Here is a 23,199-nt window from a genome sequence, read left to right as displayed (position 1 = left end):
ACTTGTTGGAATGCTTTTTGCTGATACCTGACACAGCGCCAATTTACTGTCAGGGTTGTCATGCAGTTAGCCAGTTATTTTACCAATTTCGACCGCTCGAAATTTGCCTTTGCCAAAGGCCTCGGTACACCGTTATTTATTCTTGCCGCTTTGGCGATGGTGGTGTTGCCATTACCGCCCTTGCTGCTCGATGTATTGTTCTCCTTTAATATCGCCCTGGCACTGGTAGTGCTGCTTGTGACTATTTACACCATGCGACCACTGGATTTTGGCGCCTTTCCGGCTATTTTGCTGGTAGCAACCATTATGCGTCTGGCACTAAACGTCGCCAGTACCCGGGTGGTGCTGCTGGAAGGGCATGAAGGTGGTGATGCGGCGGGTAAGGTCATTGAGGCTTTCGGCTCAGTGGTTATCGGTGGCAACTACGCTGTCGGTATCGTGGTGTTTTTAATTCTGATCATTATTAACTTCGTTGTTGTGACCAAAGGTGCTGGACGTATTGCTGAAGTGTCGGCCCGTTTCACGCTGGATGCTATGCCCGGTAAACAAATGGCCATTGATGCTGATTTAAATTCAGGGCTTATCACGCAGGAAGAGGCGCGGGTGCGCCGGGAAGAAGTCACCAGCGAAGCGGATTTCTATGGCTCGATGGACGGTGCCAGTAAGTTTGTGAAAGGCGATGCGATTGCCGGTATCGTTATCTTGGTGATTAACCTGGTTGGCGGTTTGTTTATCGGCATGATGCAGCATGATCTGTCGTTTGGCGATGCGATGGAGATTTATACCCTGCTGACGATTGGTGATGGCCTGGTGGCGCAAATTCCATCACTGTTGCTGTCTATCGGTACTGCTATCATTGTTACCCGGCAGAATAAGTCTGAAAACATGGGCCAGCAAATGACTGATCAGCTGGGCAATGTGCATGTACTTTTTGTTGCTGCCGGCGTACTGACCCTGATGGGGATAGTACCGGGCATGCCACATTTTGCATTTTTATCGCTGGCGGCTGTAGTCGGCGGCTTGGCGTACCTGATGCACAAACGTAACAACGAAACCAAAGCCGAATTGGTCAACCGCAATGCTGCTGATCTGGCGCCGGTCGAGACCAATGTCGTCAAAGAAATTGGCTGGGATGATGTGCAGGGCGTCGATACGATAGGCCTTGAAGTTGGCTACCGCTTAATTCCACTGGTTGACAAGTCTCAGGGCGGCGAACTGCTAAGCCGGATTAAAGGTGTGCGTAAAAAACTGTCGCAAGAGCTGGGTTTTCTTATTCCGGCTGTACACATCCGCGATAACCTGGATTTAGAGCCAAACAGTTATCGTATGACGTTGATGGGGGTGACCAGTGGTGAAGGGGAGTTACGCCATGATAACGAGTTGGCAATCAACCCTGGCCAGGTATTCGGTACGGTAAAAGGTATTGCGACCAAAGATCCGGCCTTTGGCCTGGATGCGGTATGGATTGGTAAAGATCAGCGTGAACATGCACAGACATTAGGTTACACCGTTGTCGACGCCGCGACTGTTGTAGCAACCCATTTAAGCCAGATCCTGACTAACCACGCAGCCAGCCTGCTTGGACATGAAGAAGTGCAAAATTTACTGGATATGCTGGCCAAGCATTCACCGAAACTGGTTGAAGGCCTGGTGCCGGATACCTTGCCGCTGACTTCAGTGGTTAAAGTGCTGCAGAACCTGCTTAATGAAGGTGTGCCGATCCGTGATATGCGTACCATAGTGCAGACGTTGGTCGAATATGGTGCTAAGAGTCAGGATGTTGATGTGCTGACAGCAGCATGTCGTATAGCGCTGCGCCGGCTTATCGTGCAGGAAGTGGGTGGCAATCGCAAAGAAATTCCGGTGATTACCTTTGCGCCTGAACTGGAGCAGATGCTGCATCAATCAATGCAGGCTGCCGGCAATGACGGCGCTGGCATAGAGCCCGGTCTGGCAGACCGTATTCAGCAGTCATTGCAGGATGCGCATCAGAGCCAGGAATTGAGTGGCGACAGTGCAGTATTGCTAACGTCAGGAATTTTACGCTCAGTGATGGCACGATTCGTGAAATACACCATTCCAGGACTTAGGGTATTGTCATATCAGGAGATACCTGATGATAAACAAATTCGAATTGTCAGCGTAATAGGCCAGGCAAGTTAGGAGATAACTGATGAAAATCAAACGTTTTGTCGCAAAAGATATGCGCACAGCCTTAACTGAGGTAAAAGAGTTTCTTGGCCCGGATGCTATTATTCTGTCAAACAAAAAAGTCGCTGAAGGCGTCGAGATTGTCGCGGCGATTGATCAAGAGCCGGCACCAGCAGCCAAGCCAGCCCCTGCAGCACAGCCGCGGCCGGAGCCGCGTTTCAGTGCGACAGTCGCCGATGATGATGAGGCAGAAGCGCCGGCAGACTCGCTAAAAGCGTTGTTGGCGCGGCAGATGATTAAACAACAGGTGACACAAAATGCTGCCGCTAAACCGTCGTTGAAAGCCGCAACGCAGGAAGCACCGCGAGCGGCACAGTTTGAGCGTCAAACTTCTGGCGCGGCAGCAGGCGTGAATACCGTTCAGCTAACAGAGCTGACTAAACTGCAGGAGCAACAGGCGAAGTTAGTCCAGCAGCAAATGGATGCGATGCGCAATGAAATGTTGTCCATGCGCCAGTTATTACAGCATCAGGTATCAGGTTTAATGTGGCAGGATCTGGCACGGCGCGAACCAGTACGGGCGCTGATTATCGAAAACCTGCAGCAGTTGGGATTGTCTGAACAGGTTGCAGATCAGCTGGCGTGTTTTATGCCGGAAGAATTAAACAGTGCAGATGCCTGGGAAGCTGCCTTAGAGCTACTTGGCGGACAACTGAGCACAACCAATGACGATATTTTGCGTCGTGGTGGCGTCGTTGCGCTGGTTGGCCCTACAGGTGTCGGGAAAACAACAACGGTTGCTAAGCTTGCGGCAGAGTTTGCCAAGCGTCATGGCGCCGATCAGGTGGCACTGATTACCACTGACAGTTACCGGATTGGCGCTTTTGAGCAATTGGCAACATTCGGCCGGATAATCGGTTGCCCGGTAAAGCTGGCAAAAGACAGTGATGAGCTGGCGCTGTTAATTAATCAGTTACAACAACGCAAACTGATATTGATAGATACCGCAGGTATGAGCCAGCGCGATGTGCGTTTGGCTGAAAAACTTGCCAGCCTGATGCATAATAGTCGTGTCAAAATAAAAAGTTATCTGGTATTGTCTGCGACAGCGCAGGCAAGGGTTATGCAGGAAAGTGTCACCCATTTTAAACGTATTCCGTTGTCTGGTTGTATTTTCACCAAACTTGATGAATGCTTAAGTTTAGGTGAAGTGATCAATGTGGCTATTGCAAATGCGCTGCCGGTAAGTTACTTGACGAATGGCCAGCGTGTCCCTGAAGATATAGCTGTTGCTGATGCACAGAAACTGGTGCAGCAGGCAGAAAAATTACGAATTGCACAAAGTAGTACGGTTCACCAGTGGTACAACGACCAGATGAGCCGCGCGGACGGAACCTATGCATAGTCATGACAATACCGATGATCAAGCCAATGGCCTGAGAAGAATGAATAAGCAGATGGTAAAAGTAATATCAGTTACCGGTGGTAAAGGCGGCGTGGGTAAAACCAACGTTACGCTAAACCTTGCCATGTCGCTGGCGCAGCTTGGGAAGCGCGTGCTGGTGCTGGATGCAGATTTGGGCCTGGCTAACTGTGACGTTATGCTGGGGCTTCGGGTAGAAAAAAACTTATCGCATGTACTGGCGGGCGAGGCCGAGCTGGATGATGTGATCATCGACGGCCCTTTTGGTATAAAGATAATACCTGCCACCTCCGGCTCTCAGAATATGACAGAGCTGGCGCCAGCTGAACATGCCGGTCTTATCAGAGCATTCAGCGAACTTCAAACCCCAGTTGATGTGTTGTTAGTTGATACCGCAGCCGGTATTTCCGATATGGTACTGAGTTTTTCCAGAGCCTCACAGGATGTGATGGTTGTGGTTTGTGATGAGCCATCTTCGATTACCGATGCTTACGCCCTGATGAAGATCCTCAGCCGTGATCATGGTGTAGAAAAGTTTAAGATTGTCGCCAACATGGTGCGCAGCCTGAAAGAAGGCCAGGAACTGTTCGCGAAGTTAACCAGAGTAACCGATCGCTTCCTGGATGTCAGTTTAGAGCTTGTGGCGACCATTCCTTACGATGAAAATGTGCGCAAAGCAGCCCGAAAACAAAAAGCCTTTGTAGAAGCGTTCCCGAAAACACCAGCCAGCATGGCGGTGAAGAGCCTGGCATTGAAAGCTGCAAAATGGCCATTACCAGCCACTGCGTCCGGGCATCTGGAGTTTTTTCTGGAACAGCTGGTGCAACCTCACATTGATCGGGGGATAGCGTGAACAGTAAAATTGCAGCTTATGGTGGTGTTGACCATATGCAGCAGTTGGTCGAGCGCCACGCTCCTTTGGTTAAACGCATAGCTTACCATCTGATGGCGAGGCTACCAGCTAGTGTGTTGGTCGATGATTTAATTCAGTCAGGTATGATTGGCCTGATAGAAGCAGCGAAAAATTTTGACGGTAGCAAGGGAGCCAGTTTTGAAACTTTTGCCGGTATCCGTATCCGCGGCGCTATGCTTGACGAAATGCGCAGGGGGGATTGGACTCCGCGGTCTGTACATCGTAATGCCCGTTTGATTGCGGAGACCATTGCTGAGCTTGAAGCTCTGTATGGTAGAGACATAAAAGATAGTGAAGTTGCTGAAAAACTTGATATATCTTTGGATGAATACCATCATATGCTAAGTGATATCAGCAGTGGCAGAATCATCGGGATAGAAGATCTTGGTGTTTCCGAAGATGTGCTGGTAACCTCTGGTGATACTGACTCAGATCATTTATACGAAAGTCAGGCAAGCGAGAGCTTTCATCAGGATTTAGCAAAAACAATCAGTAGTTTACCTGAGCGTGAAGCATTAGTGCTTTCGCTGTATTATAATGACGAACTAAACTTGAAGGAGATCGGGGCTGTGCTTAATGTCAGTGAGTCCCGGATCAGTCAAATCCATAGTCAGGCATTGGTCAGATTAAAAGCCAGAATGCAGGATTGGTTGTAACCTATTCTGAGATAACAGTAATATCTCGTCGGAGGGGATTTTGGATAAGAACATGAAAATTCTTGTGGTAGATGATTTTTCAACCATGAGACGCATAATAAAAAATCTGTTACGTGACCTTGGCTTTACAAATGTATCTGAAGCAGATGATGGCAGCACGGCGTTGCCAATGCTGCAAAATGGCGACTTCGATTTTGTGGTTACTGACTGGAATATGCCAGGTATGCAAGGTATCGATTTGCTTCGGGCAATCCGGGCAGACGCCAAACTGAAACATATCCCGGTGCTTATGGTTACAGCTGAAGCGAAGAAAGAACAGATCATCGCTGCAGCTCAGGCAGGTGTAAATGGCTATATTGTAAAACCTTTTACTGCTGCTACGCTGCAAGAGAAGTTAGCTAAAGTATTTGAACGGATTGGCTAATCGTAACTGACAAAGGAGCGTTGCCATGTCCGCAATTACGGAGCCTTTAATTTCACTGGAGCAGGCCAGGGAGTTAGTCCAACTGCTGGAGATGGGAGAAAACGAGTCTGCTAATGAGTTGGTACAGCAACTGGCTGTACCTGGTTCTTCTGAATTGTTTGCAGAAGTTGGCAAACTCACCCGTCAATTACATGATTCACTTAAAAATTTCCAAATTGACCCTTCGTTAAACAACTTGCTCGAGGAAGATATTCCCGATGCAAAAAAACGGCTTAATCATGTTATAGATATGACTGAGCAAGCCGCGAATCGCACTATGGATGCGGTGGAGTCTTGCTTGCCTATTGCTGATCAGTTGACACAACAGTTAGGCAAAATACAGCCACAGTGGCATAAACTGATGCAGCGTCAGATGCAACTCGGTGAGTTCAAAGCGCTTTGCCATAACCTTGATGGTTTTTTTCAACAGGCAAACAATGACTCGAACACTCTGAATTCATTACTGACAGATGTGTTGATGGCTCAGGATTATCAGGATTTGACCGGGCAGATATTGCGTCGGGTAATCGAGCTTGTTCGTGAGGTTGAGGAAAGCCTGATTGGCCTGCTGACCGCATTTGGCCAGTCGAGCCTGATGGTTCAGACGGAAGCTAAACCTGCGAAAAGCAAACCTAAGGCCCACGAAGCCGAAGGGCCTATTATTGACGCTGCAGAGCGCGATGATGTTGTGAGTGGTCAGGATGACGTTGATGATTTGTTGTCCAGCTTAGGTTTTTAACAGAGGTGTCTTTGCATGAGCTTTGATATGGATGAGGATATACTGCAGGACTTCCTGGTAGAGGCCGGTGAAATTCTGGAATTACTGCAGGAGCAACTGGTTGAGCTGGAGAATAATCCGGACGACGCGAATTTGCTGAATGCCATTTTCCGGGGTTTCCATACGGTGAAAGGTGGTGCAGGGTTTCTGTCATTAACCGAGCTGGTTGATGCATGTCATGGTGCTGAGAACGTTTTTGATATTCTGCGTACTGGTAAGCGCCGTGTTACACCAGAGCTGATGGACGTTATTCTGCAGTCGCTTGACAGCATCAATGCCATGTTTGTTGAAGTGCAGAACCGTCAGCCACTGACACCTGCATCTGCCGCTATTCTTGATGCACTGCACTACTACAGCGAACCTGAAACAGCGGGTTCTCCTCCTCCTGCCGTAGCTAAAGTTGAGCCGGCAAAACCAGAACCTGCTCCGGCACCTGTCGTTCAGTCATCCTCCGCCGGTAATGTTGATGATATTACTGAGGAAGAATTTGAGCAGATGATGGACGAGCTGCACGGTAAAAATAAAGGACCGGCTGTTACAACATCTGCACCTTTACCGGACTCTGCACCCGCAGCTGATGGCGGTGACGATATCACTGATGATGAGTTTGAAGCTATTCTGGACCAGTTGCATGGTAAAGGGTCCTTTATTCCTGACACCGCCGCTAAGCCTTCAGCTGCAGAGCCGGCAGCAAAGGCCAAGGCGGACGATGAAATTGATGATGCCGAGTTTGAAGCTTTACTCGATCAATTACATGGTAAAGGTCAGGGGCCGGCCGCTTCGCCTGCGCCAACGCCAAAATCTGTTGCATCAGAACCTGCAGCTGCAGCAGTAAAACCTGCCCCAGCAGAGCCTAAGGCTGCGCCGGTGCCAGCGCCTGCAGCAGATAAAGCGGCAGCTGCTCAGCAGGCTGCTCAGGCTGAAACGACTGTAAGGGTCGATACTAAGCGGCTTGACCAAATTATGAACATGGTCGGCGAGTTGGTATTGGTGCGCAACCGCCTGGTGAGTCTGTCAGGCACAGTACAAAGCGAAGAAATGAGTAAAGCCATTTCGAACCTGGATGTGGTTACTGCAGACATTCAGGGCGCGGTCATGAAAACCCGGATGCAGCCGATTAAGAAAGTTTTTGGCCGTTTCCCCCGGGTAGTACGCGATTTAGCACGCTCACTACAAAAAGATATTGAACTGGTGCTGGAAGGTGAAGAAACTGATTTAGATAAAAACCTGGTAGAAGCGCTGGCTGACCCGTTAGTTCACTTAGTGCGCAACTCGGTGGACCACGGTATTGAAATGCCGGATGTGCGGCAGAAAGCCGGTAAAAAGCGTACCGGCACAGTTAAGCTGGCTGCCGCTCAGGCTGGCGACCATATTTTGCTGACGATCCATGATGATGGTGCCGGCATGGACCCGGAAAAGCTAAAAGGTATTGCGATCAAGCGCGGTATTCTTGACAGTGATGCAGCGGGACGAATGTCCGATACAGAAGCTTTTAACCTGATTTTTGCGCCTGGTTTTTCAACCAAAGAGCAGATTTCTGACATATCCGGTCGTGGTGTAGGCATGGATGTGGTTAAGACCAAGATTAACCAGTTAAACGGTACTGTGCATATTCACTCTAAAATGGGCGAAGGCACGTTACTGGAAATTAAAGTGCCGCTGACACTGGCCATCTTGCCAACACTGATGGTTGTTGTTGGCAAGCAGACCTTTGCATTGCCGCTTGCTGGCGTCAGTGAGATCTTCCATCTGGATTTGAACAAAACCAATGTGGTAGACGGGCAACTTACTGTTGTTGTGCGTAATAAAGCTATTCCGCTGTTCTTCCTGGAGCACTGGTTGGTAAAAGGCTCTGATAAGAAGCGCCGTCGTGAGCAGGGGCACGTGGTTATCGTGCAAATCGGCACCCAGCAAGTTGGCTTTGTTGTCGATTCATTGATTGGACAGGAAGAAGTTGTTATTAAACCTCTGGACGCGCTTCTTCAGGGGACGCCGGGTATGGCGGGGGCAACCATTACATCTGATGGTGGCATTGCACTGATCCTCGATGTGCCTAACCTTCTGAAACATTACGCGAAGAAATCAAAGATCAAGTTTGATCGCTTCAATAAAGTGAACGCCTAAGGAGAAAAACCTATGGCGATAAAGGTGTTAGTGGTTGATGATTCAAGCTTTTTTCGTCGTCGTCTGACAGAAATTCTGGCGAAGGACGGCGATATTGAAATTGCAGATACCGCTAATAATGGCCGTGAAGCTGTTGAGAAAGCGTTAGCATTAAAGCCTGACGTTATCACTATGGATGTTGAAATGCCGGTGCTTGACGGTATTTCTGCCGTGCGTGAAATTATGCAGCAGCAGCGTATTCCCATTCTGATGTTTTCATCGTTAACACATGAAGGGGCAAAGGCAACATTGGATGCCCTTGAAGCTGGCGCGGTCGATTTCTTGCCGAAGAAGTTTGAAGACATTGCACGTGATAAAGATGAAGCCGGCCAGTTGCTTAGGGACAGGGTCAGAGCAGTTGCCCGTAAACGACAACTTGGCAGGGCAACGTTTTCAAGTTCTTTAAGTCAACGCTCAGAGCCTGCAACAGCTCCCAGGTTAAGCGAGCGGCCCGCATTAACACGCAGTACATTTGAGCGGCCTAAGCTGAGTGAGCGTGTCAGTTCTTCAACTACGCGTTTTCAGGCCAGCGGCAAACAGTACAAATTAGTCGCTATTGGTACCTCGACTGGTGGCCCGGTAGCATTGCAGCGCATTATTACCGCACTACCGGCTGATTTTCCGTTACCTATCGTGCTGATTCAGCACATGCCTGCTGCATTCACCGGGGCTTTTGCCCAGCGCCTTAATTCATTGGCGAAAATTGAAGTGTGTGAAGCAAAGGATAATGACGTGCTCCGGCCTGGCGTAGCCTATCTGGCACCAGGTGGTAAACAGATGCTGATTGAAGGTAGTGAGCGTGATGCCCGTCTGAGAGTTAAAGAAGATGACTCACCACGTATAACGTTCAAACCCAGTGTCGATATTACCTTCGCGACAGCCGCTAAAGTATACGCTGACAAAGTACTGGCAGTTGTACTGACCGGTATGGGCGCTGATGGCAGGGAAGGTGCACGTTTACTTAAGCAAACCGGTTCAAGAATATGGGCGCAGGATGAAGCCAGCTGCGTGGTCTACGGTATGCCCCAGGCCATCGCTGCAGCCGGGCTTATGGATGTCGAGGTTGCTCTTAATGACGTTGCTTCGCGCCTGATAACGGAAGTGGCAAATGGATAAGCTGGCTGTCAGCGGTTTTTTGCTGGCGATACTGGCGGTTGCAGGCGGCTTTGTTATTGAGGGCGGCAGCCTTACCACTTTATTGCATTTCCCAGCGTTTCTGATTGTGTTTGGCGGCACCATAGGAGCTGTTATGTTGCAAACACCTGTCAGGCAGTTTCAGCTGGGGTTGAGAATGTTGCCGTGGGTGATAAGACCAAACCATATACCTCTGCAGCACACGGTTGAGCGCATTGTGCATTGGGGAAGCGCAGCACGTGGCAGCGGTTTTCTGGCTCTGGAGAATGATGCATTGGCAGAGCAGGACCCATTTTTACATCGTGGTCTTAACCTTTTGGTTGATGGTGTAGAACCCAGTGCGTTGCAGGATACGCTGGATGCCGAGTTAACGCTGGAGCGCGAACGCTTGTTACGGGGTGCCCGTATCTTTGAAGCCATGGGCGGCTACAGCCCAACCATTGGTATCGTTGGCGCGGTGTTGGGGCTTATTCAGGCAATGGCTAATATTTCTGAACCGGAATTGCTCGGCATGGGGATCGCGACCGCATTCGTCGCTACAATTTACGGTGTAGGTTTTGCCAATCTGGTGTTTATTCCTGTTGGTAATAAATTAAAGAGCCTGGTGCACCAACGCACTTTATACCATGAACTGATAATCGAAGGCCTGGTGTCTATCGCTCATGGTGAAAACCCCCGAAATATAGAGCGTAAACTGTCTGCTTATCATCAGGGATAACGCCTATGTATCGTCATAAGCAAAAGCATTCACAGGTAGAGCCAGAGCAACTGGACAGGTGGCTGGTGTCTTATGCCGATTATATGACGTTAATGTTTGCGTTGTTTGTTGTGTTGTATGCGATGGCGATTGTTAAAGAAGAACAATACAGCGTATTGGCTGACAGCCTGACCCGGATGTTTGAAAAGCCGGAGCAATCCGGTACCGGTGTACCCGGGCAGTCAGTACTCGCAACGCCGACAGCACAGAGTGAATTTGACCTTTATGGCACCTCACTCGAACAGGCTAAAGGCCCTGACTTGGTTGCAGATGCGACCCGTCTTTCCGATGTTTCCGAGCGTTTGCTCGGTAGTCCGCTGCAATCGGTAGAACAGCAATTAACAAAAGCACTCGCTAATTTGCTGGAGCAGGGGCTGGCAAAGTTACAGCAAGACCAGAACTGGTTAACTATTGAATTAAGCAGTGGCCTGTTGTTCGCCAGTGGCAGCGCAACTGCGACGCAGTCAGCCAGAACGTTGCTAACCGAAATTACCCGGGTAATTAACCCTATCAATAACTTTATCCGGGTGCGCGGCTATACAGACGATGAACCTATCAACAACGAATTATTTTCTTCAAACTGGGAATTATCGGTTAGCAGAGCGACTTCTGTACTGAGGTTACTGGAGCAGTTAGGTACTGCTCCGCAACGTCTGGCAATTGAAGGTTACGGCCAGTATTATCCATTCGAACAGAACGACAGTGCAGAGGGGCGTGCGGCAAATCGTAAAGTGGTGATCGCAATATCCCGTTACGGCTATCAGCCGCCAACGTCGTCAGAAAACAGCGATACAACAAGCCGTACTGAAGATGCCGGTGTTTTACAACGGCAGCTTGAGAAAGTGTCACAGCAAGACGGCAGCATTAAAGTGATAGCCTTACCCGGCGGCGGCATCCGTATTACTACGCGTGAAGACAACCCTGATGTCGTTCCGCCAGAACAACAGGAACCCTGAAGTGGTTATTTGGACAGTTGCAAATCAGAAAGGTGGTGTAGGCAAAACCACCACTACTGTTACGCTAGGAGGCTTGCTGGCACAACGAGGCTATAAAGTCTTATTGGTCGATACCGATCCGCATGCCTCACTAACTTATTACTTTGGTATTGATGCCGAAGAGCTGGAAGTGAGTGTGTACGATATCTTTATTCGCGGTAAAGATATTAGCAGTGAGGAGATCCTGCAGTCGCTGTGTCCAAGCGGCATGGCAAACCTGGATATACTGCCATCTTCTATGGCTCTGGCGACACTGGACAGGTCTCTGGGTAGCAAAGGCGGTATGGGCCTGATGCTGAAAAAAGCTTTACAAAAAATCAAGAAAGAATATGACTATGTGCTGATAGATTGTCCACCGGTAATGGGGGTGTTAATGGTTAATGCCATTGCCGCCTGCGATCGGATCCTGATCCCGGTTCAAACCGAGTTTCTGGCATTGAAAGGTTTGGAAAGGATGATAGCAACGATGGCGTTGATGCGTACTTCTCAGCAAAAGGAGTATGCCTATACTATTATCCCTACTATGTATGACAAGCGCACTAAGGCATCTTTGGAAGCTTACAAAGAGCTGAAAGCAAAATACCAGGACAGGGTATGGTCAGCGGTAATACCGGTCGATACCAAGTTTCGCGATGCCAGCCTGGCGCAGACGCCGCCAAGTGAGTTCGCATCTGCATCGCGCGGTGTTTTCGCTTATAACACGCTGTTGACTTATCTGTTGCAGCTGACACCGGAGTCAGCATGAGCAACTTAATTGCCAGTCAGAAGGTCATGCAGCATTACCTGGCTGCGTTATTAACCGAAGAAGAGCAGACCGAACAGGTCGTGCTTGCTGAACAGAAAAAGCAGCAGCTAAATGAGCTGTTGTCGCAGGCAGTAGTTTCCACCAGTCCTGCAGTGACAAAAACATCGGTTCAGCCAGATACGAAAGCTCAGGTTAAAGCGGATACAGAGGCAAAAGCGCTTGCTGCGTTAAAAGAGCGCTTTGCTGTTGCAGAAAAAACACAGCAATTACAGCAACGCGATGTACCGGTGGCAGAGCGTTTAGCTACGCCGGTTAAAGCCGAGCCGCAGCAGCCTCAGGTAGCCGCACCAGTACTTAAAGATTATCGTCAGGGGAAATTTCAGGCGCTGTTTTTTGATGTGGCAGGTTTGAAAGTTGCGGTACCGCTAAAAGAGCTTGGTGGTATTCATCAAATGGGTAAAATTAGCAGTCTGATTGGTAAGCCTGAATGGTTTAAAGGCGTGATGCTGTATCGTGAGCAAAAAATCAATACAGTCGATACCGCTTGTTGGGTCATGCCAGAAAAGTATGACGCCATGCTGCAGGAAAAGCTAAACTATCAGTATGTTATCATGCTGGGTAACAGCGACTGGGGATTATGCTGTGAAACACTGATTAATACCTATGTGCTGGAACAGGATGATGTTAAGTGGCGTGAAGTTGGTGGCAAAAGGCCCTGGATGGCCGGACTGATCAAAAAACATATGTGTGTATTGGTCGATGTTGACGCTATGATAGATTTATTAAACCGTGGTCTGGATATCAGTGCCTAAACGGGAAGGTTTTAATACAGGAGCTGTGCATGAGTAATTTAACCAAGCAGTCTGCTAAAAATAGTGAAGCCGCAGACACTGTGTTGCAATGGGTCACATTTAAACTGCAGGAAGAAACCTACGGTATCAATGTAATGCAGGTGCAGGAAGTATTGCGTTATACCGAGATTGCACCGGTACCCGGCTCGCCAGACTATGTATTAGGTATCATTAATTTACGCGGTAATGTGGTAACGGTTATTGATACCCGCTCGCGTTTTGGCCTCGAACCGGCAGAAGTTACAGAAAACAGCCGGATTGTTATTATTGAGGCCGAGAAACAGGTTATCGGTATTTTGGTCGACAGCGTTGCTGAAGTGGTTTACCTGAAATCTTCTGAAATTGATACCGCGCCGAATGTAGGCACAGAAGAAAGCGCCCGCTTTATTCAGGGCGTGTCAAACCGTGAGGGTGAGCTGTTGATCCTGGTTGATTTAAATAAACTACTCAGTGACGAAGAGTGGGAAGAGATCAGCTCGATCTGATGACGACGATGTGGCTTGCTGTAACAGTTCAGGCTGTGTTGCTACTGGTGTTGATGCTAGCTTGTTACCTATGGGGACGCAGACTGAAGCAACGCACCGCAGGGCAGCTTGAGCTACTGGAAAAACGCATTGATTTCAGTGCCCGGCAACAGGAGCACGCGAAGCTTGAAGTGGAAGAGTTGCGTGCCGGCATCATTGGTGTCGGGCAGCGGGTGTTACAGCTTGAATCAACTCTGACTCAGCTAAACAATCAACTCAGCTCTTCGTTGCGGGAGTTGTCTGACAAGCAACAAGCGATGGAGATGACCGATCCGGAGTCCAAAATATACAGCCGGGCGATGAAAATGGTGCAGCTGGGCGCAGATTTGGACGAAATTATGCGCGAATGTGAATTACCCCGAGCAGAAGCTGAATTGCTGTTTAATCTGCATCAGCAAAAAAGACAGTTATAGCCGAATTTCTAAATACATATTAAAAGCGCTAGCGCTTTTATGTTTTAAAATCAATGCGTTGGTGTATGTTGTGCCAGTCTTTTGGGAACTTCCCCTGTAACACATACGAAAAAGCGATTAATTCGGCTATCACAATATAAAGCTGAGGTGGTATTTGCTCGCCAAGCTCAAGCTGACTTAGTAACTTACTTAATTCTTCGTCCTGGTGTATCAAGACGCCGTGTTGTTTGGCCAGCGCAACGATATCATCTGCCAAATCACCATGGCCTTTTGCTGTTACCGTAGGGGCCTGTTTACCGGCATATTGTAGTGCTGTTGCTGTTTTATATTTATCGTCAGTCATGTTTATCATCACACCTTTATTGCCAGCAAACTATTGGCCCGCGGCAACAGCGTATCCGGAATTTTGCCCAGCACGCATTCTGCTTCACTAACAACCAGACCCTGCATAGTACAACGGTCTTTCAGAATAGGTAAGAAGCGGTCCGCCAGCTGCTTTGCTTCTTGTTGCTCAGTATAAAACTGCAACTGCAGCTGCTGTTGTTGCAGTTTGGCAACCACCAGTAGTGCTCCCAATTGTTGCAGTTCAAACCGCATCGTCAATTGCCATTGCGTTTCTTTGCCTGACTGCTGTTTGCCGTCTGCCTCACGTTGCTCCAACTGAATCTGGCTAAATACAGACTGCTCCCCCTGTTGCAGTGGTAGCTGCAACAACAGATGCTGTTGGGTGGCCTGATTACTGTCAAGCGTCGCCAGCTGACTTTGCTGTAAAGTACTGCTATGACTGGCCAACTGCCGCAGCAGGCTACTGGCCTGCGCAGGTTCCAGAGAATTAATCAGTTGCGCAAGTTTTTGGTTAGCGGGTTGCAGAGCTGCATTTTGTGGTTTTTGCATCAGGTGCCCAAGTAGTAACTGGATTGCGACCGCCAGTGCACCACCGCTGGTCTGAACATTCGGTTGGTTTTGCAGCGGCTGAAACTGTAACAGGCTTTGCAGCTGAGTGACAAGTTGAGAGGCCGATAAGACTTTACTGCCATCCGGTTGGCTGTGCCTGACCAGTTGCAGCACCTGCTGTACCGGTTCCGGTAATTCTGGCAAATCAGCTAACAGATCCGGGCGGGTTGACAGCAGAGGTAATAAGTTTCGCCAGGCTTGCTGTACCGCCAGTGGCAGGTTGCTATTGTCAGCCGCTGCTTTTGAGGTTGCCGGGTTGCCTGAGCCGGTGGCGACAAACTGTATCGGGCGGTTACTATCTTGCGGTGATACTGAAAGTTGTAGCTGGGCTTTTTGAGGGAGTAACTGTAACTGAGCCGTTTGGGCAGATGGCTGTAGCTGCAGCTGATAGCTGCCGGATAAATCGGGGCGTGCAGCAATAACAGGTTTCAGTATTTGCATGGCCGGATGCTGGCTATTGGCTGTGCTCAGTTGCAGTTGGTTAAAAGCCTGAACCAGCTGCCGCATAAGTGCCTGCTGCTGCGGTTTATCCAGCAAAGTGACGCCTGGCGGCTGGCCCTGTGCAGCGCCAAGTAGCAGGTTTGTACTGAGCGCTTTATCATTACTTGTCAGCTGCAGCACTACGGTCAACTGGTTTGAATGACTTCCGGCCAGCGCAGTTGCCAGGCTGCTTTGGGCGTCAGTTTTCAGCTGCAGGGCAGGTAAAGTGGGTAATTGCACTAGATAATTGTTGCCCTGAGTTTGTAATTTAGCTGTTACAAGGGCGGCGCTGCTGTTACTGTCGCTACTTTTAATTAAAGTAGCTGCATTTTGGCTACTAAACAATGAAATCAACAGTGCCCTTAGTTGTTGTGGTTGCAGTGTCAGCGTGACGGGCGCAGTGCTGCTTTGTAGACTAAGTTTAATCTGACCATCCGGCTGCGGCTGAAACTGCACCTGTACCGGCACTTTGTTCAGCTTTGGATGGTGAGCAAGTTGTTGCTGTGTGGCTAGATTTTGCATCTGTTCGGGCAGACTGCGCTGCACCAGTTGTTGCAGCGAAGTTGAGGCTGATGCCGGCAAATCTATCTGTAATGCACCCTGTGCTGAAGGAAGCTGCAGGCGAAAACCGTCAGAGCTTAACTGCTGGATCTGTCCCTGATACACCTGCGCAACAACCAGTTTAAGCGCTGCAGTGTCTGCTTTAGCGCCTGGCGCCAGTTGTAACAGCTTATCCAGATTGATCTGGTTCATATTTTTACCTGTTTTTCCTGCACTCTGATACCGCGCTGCATTCGTATTATGCCGTCAGTATGGTAATATGCGCCCAATTTTTACTGTCGTCGATAGCCAGATATTAGTGATCACACCACAACCTTATCCCGTACCCACCGACGAGTTGCTGTTGCATGGCGCAGGCCTGTGTTGTATCCGGCAGGACCGCGTATTGTTTGAACAGCTTGATTTCAGGGTGCATGCGGGCGAGTTAGTTCAGATCGCCGGAAAAAATGGAGCTGGTAAAAGCTCATTACTGCGTATTCTGGCTGCCCTTGTAGCCCCTGACGATGGCAGCTTGTATTACCGCCAACAGCCTTTAACAGCGGTAGCCAGCGATTATGCCGCTAATCTTTGTTATATCGGCCACCAAAGCGGTATTCATGAGCAATTAACCGCACTGGAGAACCTCAGCTTCTGGCGCTCAGCCTCAGGTATCGCTAAGGCAGATGATTTTGCTTTGCTGGCCGAGCTTGGCCTGGCTGGGCTGGAGGATATTCCCTGTAGGATGTTGTCGGCGGGGCAGCAGCGCAGGGTGTCACTGGCCAGGTTATGGTTTACCAGACGCCAGTTATGGATACTGGATGAACCCTTCACGGCGTTGGATCAAACGGCTATAGCGATGTTGCAGCAACATTTTGCGGAACATTTGCAACAAGGTGGCGCCATAGTGCTGACCACTCATCAAAACCTCAGCATGGCATTTACCAGACAAACCACGCTGGAGCTGGCATACCGATGGTAGCGCTGAGTACTTTTGTGCAGCGAGAGCTGCGCTTGCTGGCGCGGCAAAAAGCAGACTGGCTGAATCCGGTACTGTTTTTTGTCATAGTGTTGAGTTTGTTTCCGCTGGGTGTCGGGCCAGAGCCGAATTTACTGCGCCTGATGGCGCCTGGCATTGTCTGGATTGCCGCTTTGTTGAGCGTGCTTCTGGCAGCGGAACGGTTGTTTAAAGACGATTATCGTAATGGGGTAGTTGAACAACTGGTGGCGGCACGCCAGCCATTACTTAGTTTTGTGCTGGCCAAGCTGTTTACAAACTGGCTTAGCACCGGCTTACCACTGGTTCTGCTATCGCCACTGGTGGCGTTACTGCTGAGTATTAACAGTGCAGAGTTTGTGGCGATGTTACTGACGCTGTTACTGGGAACGCCGCTGCTCAGTCTGCTCAGTGTTATGGGCGCAGCCTTGACGGTATCTGCCGACAAAGGTGGTATTTTACTGGCACTGCTTATCCTGCCGCTGTATATTCCTTTGCTGATTTTTGCCAGCTCTGCAATGGAAGCTGCGGCAATGGGGCTGCCTTATCACGGGCAGCTCGCTATTATGCTGGCCATGTTGTTGTTTGCAATGGCGCTGATCCCGTTGGCGGTGATCAGCGCACTAAAACTGAATGTGAGCTGATATGTTTAAGTGGTTGCATCCTTATGCCAAGCCGGAAACCGTATACCGGTTGTGTGGGCGTTTTTATCCGTGGTTAATGCTGTCTGGCGTTGCTCTTTTAGCCTTGGGCAATATCTGGGGGCTGGCATTTACGCCGCCTGATTATCAGCAGGGCGACAGCTACCGTATTATTCATATTCATGTGCCATCGGCCATTATGTCGATGGGCACATACTCTGCTATGGCGATTGCCGCTTTTATTGCGCTGGTATGGCAGGTCAAGGTGGCCCAATGGTCAGTTACTGCGATAGCGCCGATAGGTGCTGTTTACACCGCTATTGCTCTTATTACCGGTATGGCATGGGGCAAACCGATGTGGGGCACCTGGTGGGTTTGGGATGCCAGACTGACATCAGAGCTGATTCTGTTGTTTTTGTATTTAGGCGTTATCGCTCTAAGTGGTGCCTTTTCTGATCGCCAGACCGGTGCAAAAGCGGCGTCTCTGCTGGCGGTAATTGGGGTTATTAACCTGCCGGTTATCCATTTTTCAGTGGAATGGTGGAACACTTTGCATCAGGGTGCGTCTATTACCAAATTTGCCAAACCATCTATTGACCCCAGCATGCTATGGCCGCTGTTAATCAGTATTCTGGCATTTAAGGTATTAATGCTGGCTTTAGTGTGCCTGCGGCTGCGAACTGCAATATTGCAAAACGAGCAGCACCGGCCCTGGGTTAAAGCGCTGGTAGAGGAGTAACTATGTATTTTCAGTCGATGACAGAATTCTGGGCGATGGGCGGTTATGGCCTTTTTGTCTGGTTATCATTCGGAATTACCTACGCTCTGCTGGCGGTGCTGACGGCTTACAGCCATTATCAGCATAAGCAGTTCAAGCGGCAGTTGTCAGCCCGTCTCGCCCGCGAGCAGCGTGTTAAGCAGTATCAGGAGCAAGTTAAATAATGCAACCCAGACGTCAGAAGCGGTTAGCTGCGGTAATACTGGTTATTGCGCTGTTAACCGGCGCCGTAGCAGCGATGTTATATGCGCTGCAACAGAATATTGATTTGTTCTACACCCCGTCGCAATTAGTCGAGGGCCTTGGCAAAGACAAAGTAAAACCAGTGCCCGGCCAGCGCTTGCGTATTGGCGGTATGGTCGTGCCAGGTTCAGTGCAGCGCGATCCGAATTCGCTTAAAGTCAGTTTTGATCTGGTAGATACCGGGCCATTGGTACGGGTGACCTACGAAGGCATATTGCCGGATTTATTCCGTGAAGGGCAGGGTATCGTTGCCCAGGGTATCCTGGTTGATGCGACCACTATTGATGCCAGTGAAGTGCTGGCAAAACATGATGAAGAATATATGCCGCCTGAAGTAGCTGAAGCGATGAAAGGGATTAAGCACGTGCCGCCATCGCAGCAGACCACCAGCGAAGCGCCAGTAAAAGAAGGACGTTATTAGATGATCGCTGAAGCCGGTCAGCTGGCCCTTACGTTTGCTTTTGCCCTATCGCTGCTGCTGGCCATTGTGCCACTTTACGGCAGTTTTACTGCCCGGCAGAATATGTTGTTGCTGGCCAAGCCGCTGGCCTTTGGCCAGTTTATATTTAGCTTGTTGGCAATGGCTGCATTGGTTTATGCATTTCGCACTAACGATTTTACCGTGATCAATGTTGCGCAAAACTCCAGCTCTACGTTGCCCTGGTATTATCAGATAACGGCCAGTTTTGGTTCACACGAGGGCTCTATGCTGTTGTGGGTATTGATGCTGGCAGGCTGGACCGCACTGGTCGCGCAGTTTTCCAAAGCATTGCCTTTACTGCTGCAAGGCCGGATTTTAGGTATTTTGGGCCTTATCAGTGCTGGTTTTATTGCGTTTTCGCTGTTTATGTCAAACCCCTTTGCCCGCAGCTTGCCATTTTATCCGGTAGAAGGGCGCGATCTTAACCCGCTGCTGCAGGATTTTGGCATGATTATGCATCCGCCCACTTTGTATATGGGCTATGTCGGTTTTGCGGTGGCGTTTGCTTTTGCGCTGGCGGCGCTGATCAGTGGCCGTTTTGACAGTGTCTGGGCGCGATGGGTAAGACCCTGGGCGCTGTCAGCCTGGTTGTTTCTGACACTGGGTATTATGCTCGGTAGCTGGTGGGCCTACAATGAACTGGGCTGGGGCGGCTGGTGGTTCTGGGACCCGGTTGAAAATGCTTCTTTTATGCCCTGGCTTGCCGGTACTGCACTTATTCACAGCCTGGCGGTGACTGAGAAGCGCGGTACTTTTAAAAGCTGGACAGTGCTGCTGGCTTTAGCTGCGTTTGCGCTAAGCCTGGTTGGTGCCTTTTTGGTGCGCTCGGGCGTGTTGGTGTCGGTGCATTCTTTCGCAACAGATCCGGGGCGCGGCCTTTACCTGCTGGCGTTTTTGCTGGTAGTGGTCGGCGGCTCATTGTTGCTTTACGGCAGCCGGATGAACTCTGTGCGCAGCCAAGCGCGTTATCAGCTGTTTTCACGGGAGATGTTGCTGTGGGGCAATAATATTTTCTTATTAACTGCATGCCTGATTGTGTTCCTTGGCACTTTATTCCCGCTGTTTCATAAAGAACTGGGATTGGGCTCTATTTCTATCGGTGAGCCTTTCTTTAACCAAATGTTTTATTACCTGACGATACCCTTTGCCTTGTTACTGGGGCTTGGCCCCTGGGTACGCTGGAAGCAGCAACAAGTGCTGCCACTGGTGCGCCCGCTTGGTTTGGTCGCCGTTGCCGCATTAATAGTGGCACTGGGAGTACTGGCCAGTATGCAAAGTGTGCAGGCGAACCTTGCGCTGCTGGGAATGCTGCTGGGAGCCTGGGTAGGAATATCTGCCCTGGCTGAAGTGATGCTGCGCGCGCGTCAGTTTGGTTCAGTCAGTAAGGGCCTTACCAAACTGAATGCCAGCCATTATGGTATGACAGTGGCGCACATTGGTTTTGCAGTATTAGTTATTGGCGTGGCGATGACCAAAACCTATACCATAGAACGTGATGTGCGCATGCAGGAAGGTGATACAGCAGAGGTCGCCGGTTATCAGTTCACGCTGACGGATGTGTATGATCTGAACGGACCGAATTATGGTGGCCAGGCGGCGGAGCTTGATGTGCGCCAGAATGGAAACTTTGTCACCCACCTGCACGCTGAAAAACGCTTTTACCGTATCCAGCGCACTGTGATGACAGAATCTGCAGTGCATGCGCGTTTAAGCCGGGATCTTTACGTATCGCTGGGAGAGGAATTGCCTGACAACGCCTGGGCGCTTCGTATTCAGGTTAAGCCTTTTGTACGCTGGGTTTGGCTTGGCGGTCTGTTGATGGCATTAGGTGCCCTGCTGGCGCTGGCTGATAAGCGTTACCGGCGCAAAATAACCGACCCGGGAGTAAGCCATGCGTAAAGTACTGTTTTATGTGCCGCTGCTGGCATTTCTGGCGCTAGCGCTGTTTTTATTAAGCGGACTTTTTTCCGACCCGCGCGAACGCGAGTCTGCCAGTCTGAATAAAGCGTTGCCCAATTTTGCGCTGGCTGATTTAATGCAGCCCAACACCATCTGGACACCGGAAAAGTTGAAGGGTGAAGTGTTTTTGCTAAATGTCTGGGGTACCTGGTGCCCAACCTGTAATGCTGAACTTGGTTATCTTAGCGAACTGCGTCAGCAGGGGGTTAAAATCGTTGGCCTGTACTATGAGCTGCCACGCGATCCGGCGTTTGACCCGCCGTTTGATTTAGCTGTACTACAGCAGGAAGTGCAGCAGAAACTGCAGCAGCAGGGCGACCCGTATCAGTTTAATATGCTCGACCTTACGCGCAGTGTCTCGCTTGACCTGGGGGTAAGCGGTGCACCTGAAACCTTTATTGTCGATGCAGACGGCATAGTGCGGGCGCACCATATTGGCGACATTAACCCGGCAGTATGGCGCAGTAAGCTGGCACCGCTTTATCAGCAGTGGAGTAGCCAATGAAAGCATTGTTAGCTGTGCTGTTGTTGTGCGCCGGGCTATTCAGCAGCGTGCCTTGGGCAGAGGAAGTATTACAGTTTGATAATGATGCGCAGCGAGATTTATATCAGCAATTGACAGCTGAGCTACGCTGTCCGCAATGTCAAAACCAGAATATTGCCGACTCGCATGCTGTTGTTGCGGTGGATATGCGGGAAAAAACCTATCAGTTGATCCGCGAAGGCAAAGACCGGCAGCAAGTGCTGGACTATATGATTAACCGCTACGGCGACTTCGTGCATTATCTGCCACCGGTTAATCGTTACACATTGTGGCTGTGGCTACTACCACTGTTGATGTTACTGGGGCTGATAGCGGTTGGCGTATTTCGTCGCGCGCAGCAAAGTAAGCAAGTGCCGCAGGACATTGCAGGGAACACTGCCGCTGAGCTGGACCAGCTTATTGCCCGTTACCGGAGTAAAAAATGATAATTTGGCCTGTATTTGTCGCAGCGTTAAGTATGCTGTTGCTGACAGCATTATGCTTGTTCTGGCCCAGAAAAACCGTACACAAAGCGCAACAAACCGTATCTCAGCAATTTGAGGAACGGTTGCAATTGCTGGCATTGGCACGCGATAGTGGCGAGCTGGCAGAGCAAGACTTTGACAGTGCTGCTGAGGAGTTGAAGAGCCAGTTCTTACAGCAGAATGCAACTAATAGTTTACAAGGCAACAGCGGCTGGCGGCTGCCGGCCGTGCTGTTACTGGTTGTTGCCGGTCTGGTTGGTGCCATCTACAGCGTCAGCGGGCATTATCATCAGTTGCAGGAGTGGCAGCTGGCGCAGCAGAATCTTAAACAATACGGTGAGCGGGCCCTGTTGAACCAGGGGGCGCCGCTGTCAGAACAAGAGGTTGAACGCTTCGCGCTGGCGCTGCGTACCCGTCTGGCAAACGAAGGCGATGACGCTGTCGCCTGGATGTTGCTTGGCCGTATACGCTTATCGCAAGGCGCACTGGAGCAGGCTGTGGATGCATTTGAGCGGGCCTTATTGCTAACACCTGAGCGTACACCTTTGCTGCTCAGCTACGCCCAGGCGCAGATATTGCTGGCTGATGAAAATAGCTTAGCCCGCGCCGGCCGCGCGGTGGCTCGAGTATTGAGCAAAGAGCCACAAAACAGTGATGCGTTGTCGATGATGGCATTAATTGCTTATGAAAAAGGGGATTTTAAAGAGGCCACAACAGCCTGGCAGCTGTTGTTGAAACAACTGCCACAAGATGACCCAAGATATGAAGCCGTGCAGCAACGCTTGCAGGAACTGGGGGCGGATGTTCAGGTTGCCGGCCGACACATTACTGTGCAATTGTATGTGGCGCCACAGCTGAAGCAGGCTAACCCGGATGCCAGCTTGTTTTTATTTGCCCGGGCCAAAGAGGGCATGGGTTTGCCGTTGGCAGTACAGCGTATTCCATTGCCAGAAGGCAACATAGAGTTGCAACTGACAGAGCAGATGGCGATGCAACCGGGCTGGAGCCTGGCCAATGCTGATCAGGTTGAAGTGGTTGCCCGTATGTCTTTGTCGGGAACCGTTGAGCAGCGCCCTGGCGATATCCAGACTGTATCGGATGTATTAAACTTCACCGAGCCCGGCTTAACCATTTCTTTAACCCTGGAGCCCTGAT

At 50.0% G+C, this 23,199-nt stretch carries 25 protein-coding genes; 23 read left to right on the top strand and 2 right to left on the bottom strand.

Features of this window, described 5'->3' with window-relative positions; genetic code table 11:
* Positions 1-60 precede the first annotated feature (60 nt).
* From flhA to LHL18_RS03850, 14 genes are read left to right on the top strand one after another with little or no spacing between them, the layout of a single operon-like run.
* On the top strand, positions 61-2,163 hold the full coding sequence (flhA, locus tag LHL18_RS03915; RefSeq protein WP_134053808.1) for a flagellar biosynthesis protein FlhA: 2,103 nt from the start codon (positions 61-63) through the stop codon (positions 2,161-2,163).
* Positions 2,164-2,173: 10 nt separating this feature from the next.
* Positions 2,174-3,556 carry a flagellar biosynthesis protein FlhF gene (gene flhF / locus LHL18_RS03910; protein ID WP_226765849.1) on the top strand — a complete coding sequence of 461 codons (1,383 nt, stop codon included), beginning with the start codon at positions 2,174-2,176 and terminating at the stop codon, positions 3,554-3,556.
* The gene (locus LHL18_RS03905; RefSeq protein ID WP_134053812.1) at positions 3,549-4,427 is read left to right on the top strand and encodes a MinD/ParA family protein; all 879 of its coding nucleotides are present in this window, start codon (positions 3,549-3,551) and stop codon (positions 4,425-4,427) included. Before flhF ends, LHL18_RS03905 begins: the two co-directional genes overlap by 8 nt.
* Positions 4,424-5,143, top strand: a complete 720-nt coding sequence (locus LHL18_RS03900) for an RNA polymerase sigma factor FliA (RefSeq protein WP_134053814.1) — start codon at positions 4,424-4,426, stop codon at positions 5,141-5,143. The genes LHL18_RS03905 and LHL18_RS03900 overlap by 4 nt, the downstream gene beginning before the upstream one ends.
* Positions 5,144-5,195: 52 nt before the next feature.
* Entirely contained in the window at positions 5,196-5,567 is a 372-nt protein-coding gene (gene cheY / locus LHL18_RS03895; protein WP_206109480.1) for a chemotaxis response regulator CheY, read from the top strand.
* A gap of 25 nt (positions 5,568-5,592) precedes the next feature.
* Positions 5,593-6,345, top strand: coding sequence for a protein phosphatase CheZ (locus tag LHL18_RS03890; RefSeq protein ID WP_134053816.1), 753 nt, complete (start codon positions 5,593-5,595; stop codon positions 6,343-6,345).
* Positions 6,346-6,360: 15 nt separating this feature from the next.
* Entirely contained in the window at positions 6,361-8,508 is a 2,148-nt protein-coding gene (locus LHL18_RS03885; RefSeq protein ID WP_226765848.1) for a chemotaxis protein CheA, read from the top strand.
* 12 nt (positions 8,509-8,520) lie between these two features.
* Complete coding sequence (locus tag LHL18_RS03880; protein ID WP_226765847.1) at positions 8,521-9,663, top strand: protein-glutamate methylesterase/protein-glutamine glutaminase; 1,143 nt, start codon at positions 8,521-8,523, stop codon at positions 9,661-9,663.
* Entirely contained in the window at positions 9,656-10,399 is a 744-nt protein-coding gene (locus LHL18_RS03875) for a flagellar motor protein (protein ID WP_134053822.1), read from the top strand. The genes LHL18_RS03880 and LHL18_RS03875 overlap by 8 nt, the downstream gene beginning before the upstream one ends.
* A gap of 5 nt (positions 10,400-10,404) precedes the next feature.
* The gene (locus LHL18_RS03870; RefSeq protein ID WP_226765846.1) at positions 10,405-11,394 is read left to right on the top strand and encodes a flagellar motor protein MotB; all 990 of its coding nucleotides are present in this window, start codon (positions 10,405-10,407) and stop codon (positions 11,392-11,394) included.
* A 1-nt stretch (position 11,395) separates the two neighbouring features.
* Positions 11,396-12,178, top strand: coding sequence for a ParA family protein (locus tag LHL18_RS03865; protein WP_134053826.1), 783 nt, complete (start codon positions 11,396-11,398; stop codon positions 12,176-12,178).
* On the top strand, positions 12,175-12,990 hold the full coding sequence (locus LHL18_RS03860; RefSeq protein ID WP_226765845.1) for a chemotaxis protein CheW: 816 nt from the start codon (positions 12,175-12,177) through the stop codon (positions 12,988-12,990). The genes LHL18_RS03865 and LHL18_RS03860 overlap by 4 nt, the downstream gene beginning before the upstream one ends.
* A gap of 29 nt (positions 12,991-13,019) precedes the next feature.
* Entirely contained in the window at positions 13,020-13,514 is a 495-nt protein-coding gene (locus tag LHL18_RS03855) for a chemotaxis protein CheW (RefSeq protein ID WP_134053830.1), read from the top strand.
* The gene (locus LHL18_RS03850; RefSeq protein ID WP_226765844.1) at positions 13,490-13,966 is read left to right on the top strand and encodes a DUF2802 domain-containing protein; all 477 of its coding nucleotides are present in this window, start codon (positions 13,490-13,492) and stop codon (positions 13,964-13,966) included. The genes LHL18_RS03855 and LHL18_RS03850 overlap by 25 nt, the downstream gene beginning before the upstream one ends.
* 37 nt (positions 13,967-14,003) lie before the next feature.
* Here LHL18_RS03850 and LHL18_RS03845 read toward each other — a convergent pair whose 3' ends face one another.
* Together LHL18_RS03845 and LHL18_RS03840 are read right to left on the bottom strand one after the other, a co-directional pair.
* Positions 14,004-14,309: an EscU/YscU/HrcU family type III secretion system export apparatus switch protein gene (locus tag LHL18_RS03845; protein WP_226765843.1), complete on the bottom strand. Its 306-nt coding sequence runs from the start codon at positions 14,307-14,309 to the stop codon at positions 14,004-14,006.
* A gap of 8 nt (positions 14,310-14,317) precedes the next feature.
* Positions 14,318-16,153, bottom strand: coding sequence for a flagellar hook-length control protein FliK (locus LHL18_RS03840; protein WP_226765842.1), 1,836 nt, complete (start codon positions 16,151-16,153; stop codon positions 14,318-14,320).
* Positions 16,154-16,220: 67 nt separating this feature from the next.
* Here LHL18_RS03840 and ccmA point away from each other — a divergent pair, with 67 nt between their 5' ends.
* From ccmA to ccmI, 9 genes are read left to right on the top strand one after another with little or no spacing between them, the layout of a single operon-like run.
* Positions 16,221-16,919, top strand: coding sequence for a cytochrome c biogenesis heme-transporting ATPase CcmA (ccmA, locus tag LHL18_RS03835; protein ID WP_226765841.1), 699 nt, complete (start codon positions 16,221-16,223; stop codon positions 16,917-16,919).
* On the top strand, positions 16,913-17,578 hold the full coding sequence (gene ccmB, locus LHL18_RS03830; protein WP_134053840.1) for a heme exporter protein CcmB: 666 nt from the start codon (positions 16,913-16,915) through the stop codon (positions 17,576-17,578). The genes ccmA and ccmB overlap by 7 nt, the downstream gene beginning before the upstream one ends.
* Position 17,579: 1 nt before the next feature.
* Positions 17,580-18,314 carry a heme ABC transporter permease gene (locus LHL18_RS03825; protein ID WP_134053842.1) on the top strand — a complete coding sequence of 245 codons (735 nt, stop codon included), beginning with the start codon at positions 17,580-17,582 and terminating at the stop codon, positions 18,312-18,314.
* 2 nt (positions 18,315-18,316) lie between these two features.
* A complete protein-coding gene (ccmD, locus tag LHL18_RS03820) occupies positions 18,317-18,517 on the top strand; it encodes a heme exporter protein CcmD (protein WP_134053844.1) in 201 nt (66 codons plus the stop codon).
* The gene (gene ccmE / locus LHL18_RS03815; RefSeq protein ID WP_134053845.1) at positions 18,517-19,017 is read left to right on the top strand and encodes a cytochrome c maturation protein CcmE; all 501 of its coding nucleotides are present in this window, start codon (positions 18,517-18,519) and stop codon (positions 19,015-19,017) included. Before ccmD ends, ccmE begins: the two co-directional genes overlap by 1 nt.
* Positions 19,018-20,976 (top strand): heme lyase CcmF/NrfE family subunit, encoded by a 1,959-nt coding sequence (locus LHL18_RS03810; protein WP_226765840.1) that lies wholly within the window; start codon positions 19,018-19,020, stop codon positions 20,974-20,976.
* Complete coding sequence (locus tag LHL18_RS03805) at positions 20,969-21,541, top strand: DsbE family thiol:disulfide interchange protein (RefSeq protein ID WP_226765839.1); 573 nt, start codon at positions 20,969-20,971, stop codon at positions 21,539-21,541. The genes LHL18_RS03810 and LHL18_RS03805 overlap by 8 nt, the downstream gene beginning before the upstream one ends.
* Positions 21,538-22,005 (top strand): cytochrome c-type biogenesis protein, encoded by a 468-nt coding sequence (locus LHL18_RS03800; RefSeq protein WP_226765838.1) that lies wholly within the window; start codon positions 21,538-21,540, stop codon positions 22,003-22,005. Before LHL18_RS03805 ends, LHL18_RS03800 begins: the two co-directional genes overlap by 4 nt.
* Complete coding sequence (gene ccmI / locus LHL18_RS03795) at positions 22,002-23,198, top strand: c-type cytochrome biogenesis protein CcmI (RefSeq protein WP_226765837.1); 1,197 nt, start codon at positions 22,002-22,004, stop codon at positions 23,196-23,198. The genes LHL18_RS03800 and ccmI overlap by 4 nt, the downstream gene beginning before the upstream one ends.
* The last annotated feature ends 1 nt before the right edge of the window (position 23,199 follow it).

Source organism: Rheinheimera aquimaris (assembly GCF_020531985.1).
Classification (GTDB): domain Bacteria; phylum Pseudomonadota; class Gammaproteobacteria; order Enterobacterales; family Alteromonadaceae; genus Alishewanella; species Alishewanella aquimaris.
The sequence above is the reverse complement of the archived record's forward strand: the minus strand, read 5'-3'. Positions and strand labels throughout refer to the sequence as shown.

Coding starts and splice junctions, on each gene's coding strand:
- flhA (WP_134053808.1), top strand. CDS start 61: ATGCAGTTAGCCAGTTATTTTACCAATTTCGACCGCTCGAAATTTGCC.
- flhF (WP_226765849.1), top strand. CDS start 2,174: ATGAAAATCAAACGTTTTGTCGCAAAAGATATGCGCACAGCCTTAACT.
- LHL18_RS03905 (WP_134053812.1), top strand. CDS start 3,549: ATGCATAGTCATGACAATACCGATGATCAAGCCAATGGCCTGAGAAGA.
- cheY (WP_206109480.1), top strand. CDS start 5,196: ATGAAAATTCTTGTGGTAGATGATTTTTCAACCATGAGACGCATAATA.
- LHL18_RS03890 (WP_134053816.1), top strand. CDS start 5,593: ATGTCCGCAATTACGGAGCCTTTAATTTCACTGGAGCAGGCCAGGGAG.
- LHL18_RS03885 (WP_226765848.1), top strand. CDS start 6,361: ATGAGCTTTGATATGGATGAGGATATACTGCAGGACTTCCTGGTAGAG.
- LHL18_RS03880 (WP_226765847.1), top strand. CDS start 8,521: ATGGCGATAAAGGTGTTAGTGGTTGATGATTCAAGCTTTTTTCGTCGT.
- LHL18_RS03875 (WP_134053822.1), top strand. CDS start 9,656: ATGGATAAGCTGGCTGTCAGCGGTTTTTTGCTGGCGATACTGGCGGTT.
- LHL18_RS03870 (WP_226765846.1), top strand. CDS start 10,405: ATGTATCGTCATAAGCAAAAGCATTCACAGGTAGAGCCAGAGCAACTG.
- LHL18_RS03860 (WP_226765845.1), top strand. CDS start 12,175: ATGAGCAACTTAATTGCCAGTCAGAAGGTCATGCAGCATTACCTGGCT.
- LHL18_RS03855 (WP_134053830.1), top strand. CDS start 13,020: ATGAGTAATTTAACCAAGCAGTCTGCTAAAAATAGTGAAGCCGCAGAC.
- LHL18_RS03845 (WP_226765843.1), bottom strand. CDS start 14,309: ATGACTGACGATAAATATAAAACAGCAACAGCACTACAATATGCCGGT.
- LHL18_RS03840 (WP_226765842.1), bottom strand. CDS start 16,153: ATGAACCAGATCAATCTGGATAAGCTGTTACAACTGGCGCCAGGCGCT.
- ccmA (WP_226765841.1), top strand. CDS start 16,221: ATGCGCCCAATTTTTACTGTCGTCGATAGCCAGATATTAGTGATCACA.
- ccmB (WP_134053840.1), top strand. CDS start 16,913: ATGGTAGCGCTGAGTACTTTTGTGCAGCGAGAGCTGCGCTTGCTGGCG.
- LHL18_RS03825 (WP_134053842.1), top strand. CDS start 17,580: ATGTTTAAGTGGTTGCATCCTTATGCCAAGCCGGAAACCGTATACCGG.
- ccmD (WP_134053844.1), top strand. CDS start 18,317: ATGTATTTTCAGTCGATGACAGAATTCTGGGCGATGGGCGGTTATGGC.
- ccmE (WP_134053845.1), top strand. CDS start 18,517: ATGCAACCCAGACGTCAGAAGCGGTTAGCTGCGGTAATACTGGTTATT.
- LHL18_RS03810 (WP_226765840.1), top strand. CDS start 19,018: ATGATCGCTGAAGCCGGTCAGCTGGCCCTTACGTTTGCTTTTGCCCTA.
- LHL18_RS03805 (WP_226765839.1), top strand. CDS start 20,969: ATGCGTAAAGTACTGTTTTATGTGCCGCTGCTGGCATTTCTGGCGCTA.
- LHL18_RS03800 (WP_226765838.1), top strand. CDS start 21,538: ATGAAAGCATTGTTAGCTGTGCTGTTGTTGTGCGCCGGGCTATTCAGC.
- ccmI (WP_226765837.1), top strand. CDS start 22,002: ATGATAATTTGGCCTGTATTTGTCGCAGCGTTAAGTATGCTGTTGCTG.